General features: G+C 47.3%; 4 protein-coding genes. 2 read left to right on the forward strand and 2 right to left on the reverse strand.

Annotated features, from left to right (window positions below; all coding sequences use genetic code 11):
- Together EA392_00200 and EA392_00205 are read left to right on the forward strand one after the other, a co-directional pair.
- Positions 1-1,976, forward strand: a 1,976-nt coding sequence (locus EA392_00200) for a hypothetical protein (protein ID TVR42565.1), incomplete at its 5' end; no start/stop codon positions are given.
- Positions 1,977-2,096: 120 nt separating this feature from the next.
- A complete protein-coding gene (locus EA392_00205) occupies positions 2,097-3,182 on the forward strand; it encodes an ADP-ribosylglycohydrolase family protein (GenBank protein TVR42566.1) in 1,086 nt (361 codons plus the stop codon).
- A gap of 67 nt (positions 3,183-3,249) precedes the next feature.
- On the opposite strand, the gene EA392_00210 is transcribed toward EA392_00205, so the two are convergent.
- Positions 3,250-4,224: a T9SS C-terminal target domain-containing protein gene (locus tag EA392_00210; GenBank protein TVR42567.1), complete on the reverse strand. Its 975-nt coding sequence runs from the start codon at positions 4,222-4,224 to the stop codon at positions 3,250-3,252.
- Between the two features lie 12 nt (positions 4,225-4,236).
- Positions 4,237-5,217, reverse strand: a 981-nt coding sequence (locus EA392_00215; protein ID TVR42568.1) for a hypothetical protein, incomplete at its 5' end; no start/stop codon positions are given.

Raw genomic sequence — 5,217 nt, forward strand, 5'->3', positions numbered from 1 at the left:
TGGTTTACAACGTGGAATACCTGCACGATTTTCCATCGCACATTCACGCCTGGGCGCAAGCAGATCGTTATGCGCTGGCACTTGGTTTTGTAGAAAATGGATTGAATCTGTTTAAACCGCAAACGTTTCTCTACAATCACCAGTTTCCGGATTGGTGGACAAACCCGGGGGAACACAACATCACTGCAGTTGACTTTCCTATCCACGACTACTCAGCGGCATTGCTGATGAAAGTTACAGGCAGTACTTCACCTTTTGTTTTCAGGGTGTATGTGCTTTTATACAGCGTGTTGGGGCTTTTTTTCCTTTTTCAACTTGCCCGGAGCGTTACGCGCAGTTTTGCAGCCTCACTGTTTGTGGTGGTTTTTGCTGCTACTTCTCCTGTCTTTGTTTATTACCAGGGTAGCTTCCTGCCCACCATTCCTTCGCTTGCCAATGCCATGATTGGCGTCTTTTGTTATTATCACTACTTGAAGAATCATCGCCACCGCCATTTTTGGTGGAGTGTTGTATTCCTCACGTTGGCAGCCATGGCAAGAACCACCTTTGCTATTCCGTTGATCGCACTGTTTGGCGTGGAGTTACTGCGCGTTTTCAGGAAAGAGACCCCCTGGACTCCTAAAATTTTACCTGTTATTCTTTCATTGATGGCCATTGGGGCGTACCTGCTGTACAATGGCTACCTTCGAAATACTTACGGCTCGCAGTTTCTAAGTGCCTTTATGCCATCTGGTAGCTTCAGCGAAGCGATAGAGACCATTGAATTCACTTTCACCCAATGGGGGTGGGAGTATTTTTCGTGGTGGCATTGCGTAGTTTTCATGTTGGTTACCTTTTTTGCCTTCCTCTCTGGCTGGAGAAAGCGAAAGCATTTGCCTGAAACAATCGGTTTTTTCTCGCTCTTCATCGCTGTTTATCTCTTTGGCTGTCTGTGTTTTGCTCTGCTGATGATGATGCAGTTTCCCGCACACGACTACTATTTTCTCGATACTTTTTACCTACCGATTGTACTGATCTTATCTCATGTTGTGGCCACTTTGAATCGAAATGCAGATTTCAGAAACAATAGGTTCACAGTATGGTCATTATCTTTACTGGCGACGGTTTTGCTCCTGTTGGTGCCGATAGATTCACAACAAAGCAGGCGGGAGACGGGGCCTTGGGACAAGTCTATGGCAACCCATCGAAATTTTGAAGGTGCAGCAAGCTTTCTTGATTCATTAGGTATTCCCGGAAGCGCTAAAATATTGGTGGTAGATGCGGTTGCACCCAACCTTCCGTTTCTGCACATGGAACGAAAAGGCTTCGCGGTGATGATGCCTACCGAAGCAAACATTCAGTCCGCCCTGCATTGGAACTACGATTATGTGGTTGTTCAAAATGAGTTCTTTCTTCCTGTGGTTTATAAGAATTACCCACATTTCATTGATAGGGTGACTTTTGTTGGGAGCAACAAAAAAATCACAGTGGGGCGTAAAGGCCATGCGGGTCGGCAAAGTCTCACAGATTTTCTTGGATTGAAGCCTGAGCGAAAAATAGGGGGCTATCAATTGTCATTTGAAAGCTGGCCGGATTCATCCTGGAAGAATGTAATTATATCCCCAACGCATGCATTTATGGGCAGTCAGTCGGGGGTTGTGAACTCCGAAACGGAATATGGTTTAACACTCACCCTGCCCTATACGAGTGGTTCAAATTTAACACCTGCCACGTTGTTCTTTTCCGGTTACTTCCTTACCGAATCGGATGCAGAGGTAGAAGTCGTTGTTTCCATCAGTTCAGGAGCCCAAAATTTATTTTACCAGGCACAATCTCTACGCGATTGGATGCCAGACCATGGTGATTGGACACCAATTCCGCTTCTTTTCGGTCTGCCTGCTGTGCAATGCGAACAATGCGAATTAGCTGTCTACCTTTGGAACAAGGGTGGTGCCGAATTGTATTTTGATGAAATAGACATTGTTCTTTACCGCTAACATCGAGGTGGTTGCGTCTTTCATGGGATGGTCGAAATTGAGCTTCAAGAACATCAGAATAATCAGGGTTTTCCTACATTAGCGTGCACTCAGCAATTTTAGAACACAGATCAAAAAGCCATGCGAAAGAACTTAGATCAATACATCGGATGCATCCTCGGAGGTGCCATTGGGGATGCACTTGGCGCACCCATTGAGTTTATGTCGGCAGAGGAGATTTTTGCCCGATTTGGCTCACGTGGTGTGCAGCAATATGTTGAGCACGAAGATGGACGCGGCGAGTTTACCGATGACACGCAAATGCTGCTCTTTACCGCTGAGGGGCTGTTAAGAGCATGGCAACGATCAGTGGCCAAAGGAATAGGCGGGGCAGAAGTAAGCATCACGTGGCATTCATACCTGCGATGGCTTAAAACGCAAGGGTATGAAAAACCGGCCGGGGTGCAAACACACGGGTTTGAAGACGGCTGGCTTATTCATCGCCGCGAGCTCCATCAACAGCGTGCTCCGGGCAATACTTGTCTGGCAGCTTTGCGCAGCGGAAAAATGGGCACTGTAAAAGAGCCCATCAACAACAGCAAAGGCTGTGGTACTGTCATGCGAATAGCCCCTGTGGGTTTGGTCTTTACGCACGATCCGGAACTGGCATTTATCAAAGGGATGGAGTTTTCTGCCATAACACACGGACATCCCTCAGGTTACCTGAGCGGTGGGGTCTTGGCCATGGTTTTTGCACTTATGGTTCGGGGTGATAACCTTGAGAATGCCATTGAAAAATGTCTGCAAATATTGCCGCGCTTTGAGGGCCACGAAGAAACCAAATCGGCTGTGCTCAACGCGATAGAAATCCACAGGGAATTTGAAGGTAAAGATATTAGCTACAAGGAAATTGAAAGCCTCGGAGGTGCCTGGGTAGCCGAAGAAGCACTCGCCATTTCTCTGTTGTGCGCCTTGCATTATCCCCATGATTTTGAAAAGGCGGTCCTTACGGCAGTGAATCACAGTGGCGACAGCGACAGTACGGGTGCCATCACCGGAAACCTTGTGGGGTACATGGTTGGCGAACGTGGTATTCCCGAAAACTGGATTCGCGACCTGATGAACGCGCACATCGTTCGGCAAATAGGAGAGGACCTCCACACTGGGGTTAAAGGCGGCACCTATACCGTGGACGATGAGTGGTGGAGCAAGTACCCCGGTTATTGAGGTAGTTCTATAGTAAAACACCTCCTTGCCCTATTGGAGCAAGGGGCTTTTGTTCTTTTGCGTTTTGTTATTGACGAATCAATTTCTTTGAGTACAGATTTCCTTTTGCCGCCATTTGAAGCAGGTAGGTGCCCGGTACAAGCTGATGAATATCTATTTGTCGGTCCTGAGGATTAGGTGTCATCACAATTTTTCCGGTCATGTCAATGATGCGCACAAATTCAGGCTGAACATCTCCGGTTTCAAGAAAAATAATACCGTTGCTGGGATTGGGATACACGCTGAAATTCAATTGGTTTTTGTCCACGCCAACACCCACTTCAACGGTGAAAAGTTCGGTAGCGTAAAAGCTCCAGTTGTGTGCTTCATTCCGAACCCTGATGTAAAGCAGGTGGTCACCTTCCGAAATCGTATCAGGTAGCACAATGCTGAAATTTTCACTGATCTGGTGAGCCGGCGAAATTTCGAGCGCTGTACCATTTCCAATACCGGGGTCCACATCAATAAAGTACTCTGCATCGGTAATGTTTAATTCCGGTGTGTAGGAGAACAGGTAAAACGGTTTACGCGCGTAGTGACTCCACTTGCCCACTGTGTTCTTTACCCGAATGTGCAACATATGGTATCCCGGGTCAAGGTTACCAAAGGGGATTTCAAAGTTTTCAGTTATCGTATTGCCGGGGGTTATTGTCAGAGATTCGGCATTACCTGTACCCGGGTCATTACCAATAAAGTACTCGGCTGCAACAATGGTGTTATTGGTTTCACCAAATTCGGTTACGAAAAAGGGCTTACGGCTATACAGACTCCATTTTCCTTCTTCGTTCAGAACCCTCACATGCAAATAGTGAATGCCATTGCCAAGTGAAGCAACCGATACATCAAAACTCTCCTGAATACTCTGACCGGGTGCGATGGTGATGGTTGTGGCATTTCCAATTCCCGGATCGTTGTTGATAAAGTACTCGGCAGAGACGATTTGTGTCTGAGCCGCCGCGGTAAGCCCGCACAAAACGGCAATGAAAGTGACGATGATTTTCATAGCGGTTGGGGATTAGTTGCCCGAGGCTTCGAAGTTTACGTTCAGCGTACCTCCGGGACTCACCACACTGTTCAGAATCTCAATACCCGTGGTGAAGGGGATGTCCGGGGCATAGCCGTACATGTTAAAGGGGAAATCACTGCCGTACAGCCCTATATCCTGTCCGTCGGTACCGTAACCCGCGCCTGGCGATCCGGCCTGTAGTTGAAAATTTTTATTGCTGCTGAATGCAGGGCTGCTGCCGATGTCTTCAAACATCGGATTGGTATTGTCAAGGTTGTTGTTGCCATTGAGTGGAGCGAGCGCAAGGCCGGGGTAATGATAGGTAAGGCTGTGATTAAACGTAACCGTGTTACCTGAAAAGTCAATGCCGCTGGCGTTATTGGTGAACAATAGGATGGAGTTTTCTACCGACAATCCTGTACAATTTTGAAAAACAACCGCTGAGCCTGTTTGGTTAGATACTATGATGTTATTACGGAAAATATCCGAAGCGTTGAAGTTCCTAATGATGCTCCACGAAGTGCCGGTGTTGGGTTGATGGATGTGGTTATTGATTACCATCCAGCCATTGCTGCTTTGTTTGTGTATACTGTCGAAATTGTTGCAAACATGAACACAACCGGCAATCACCCAATTGTCACAAGCCCCGACCATGCCGCTTGCGGTGATTTTGGTAAACCGACAGTTTCTGATTTCCAGGTTGTTGTAGTTTTCATTGTTTGAGACATTGAGGTTACCAAAATCAAGCCCCGCTAATGTGATACCAGGGGCTCCGATGAGTGCCTGGAGGGTGATATTACCTATTGAGGCACTCATCCCATTGGTGTACTGAGGTGAATGTCCGGCACTGCGCAGATGGAGTGTTTTGTTGATGGTTATGTTTCCGTAACTGTTCGGTGATGGGTGAATGTACAGCGTATCTCCAGCTGTTGCCGCATTGATTGCAGCCTGAACGGACGTGAATTGAGCGCCGGAGCTGCTGCTGTTGTC

This window comes from Cryomorphaceae bacterium (assembly GCA_007695365.1).
In the GTDB taxonomy this organism is placed as follows: domain Bacteria; phylum Bacteroidota; class Bacteroidia; order Flavobacteriales_D; family SKUL01; genus SKUL01.